Origin of the sequence: Vibrio sp. 1562, assembly GCF_033340155.1 — a bacterium.
GTDB lineage: Bacteria > Pseudomonadota > Gammaproteobacteria > Enterobacterales > Vibrionaceae > Vibrio > Vibrio alginolyticus.
Window position 1 is genome coordinate 1 of sequence record NZ_JAWOVY010000419.1, and the last position, 658, is coordinate 658.

1 protein-coding gene is annotated in these 658 nt (G+C 50.2%); it reads right to left on the reverse strand.

Annotated elements, in window-relative coordinates; genetic code table 11:
• Positions 1-59: 59 nt before the first annotated feature.
• Positions 60-596, reverse strand: coding sequence for a hypothetical protein (locus R7Z49_RS25540; protein ID WP_000949433.1), 537 nt, complete (start codon positions 594-596; stop codon positions 60-62).
• Positions 597-658 lie beyond the last annotated feature (62 nt).

Genomic DNA, 658 nt, shown 5'->3' on the forward strand with positions numbered 1-658 from the left:
AACATTTACTTTCGCATGTGAAACTAGCTCTTCCTTGTCATTGTTTGTGTCGTGCAAAGTCACCTCCTAAGCCCGACCGCAACGAGAAGAAAATCCCATATTTTGAGGTGAAGAGGTAGTTCCTCCTCCATATGTTGCGTTTCGTAGCTTTGCATCAGTGGTTCAAACTTGGTTGGATTGCACAGCAATTCGTAAACTGTTCGGTTGGGCTTGGTGATCGGCTTATTCGGAGTGAATCCATGTTTGTTCTGGAGGTACAGCGCTACCGCGCCACTTCTGGATTCTCCGTAATAGCAATGAACGAAGATCTGATCGATACCGCTACCAACCAATCCATCCAGGAAGGTGGACAGCTTTTCAGCCTGGGATGAGTCAATGTAAGAGGCGTAATTCATCCGGAACGCTGCCTTCATCGTGTGGATGGTGTTCTCAGAATAGCCGCCGTCATAGAAGCTATCGCGGTACAACTGCCCCCACTGTCCGAGAGCGGCAGGGGACTTGTCTGGGTCAGTTATGGAGATCATGGCCGCACCGGGAACCGGCTCCAGTCTTTCGGCCTCCGCTTGACTAATGAAAAAGACTTTTTTGCTAAGCATGCCCCATCATCCCCTTACAAGGATGTGTTGCGAGTAGCTCACGCGCCTGACTTTGCCCCTCT

Coding starts and splice junctions, on each gene's coding strand:
- R7Z49_RS25540 (WP_000949433.1), bottom strand. CDS start 596: ATGCTTAGCAAAAAAGTCTTTTTCATTAGTCAAGCGGAGGCCGAAAGA.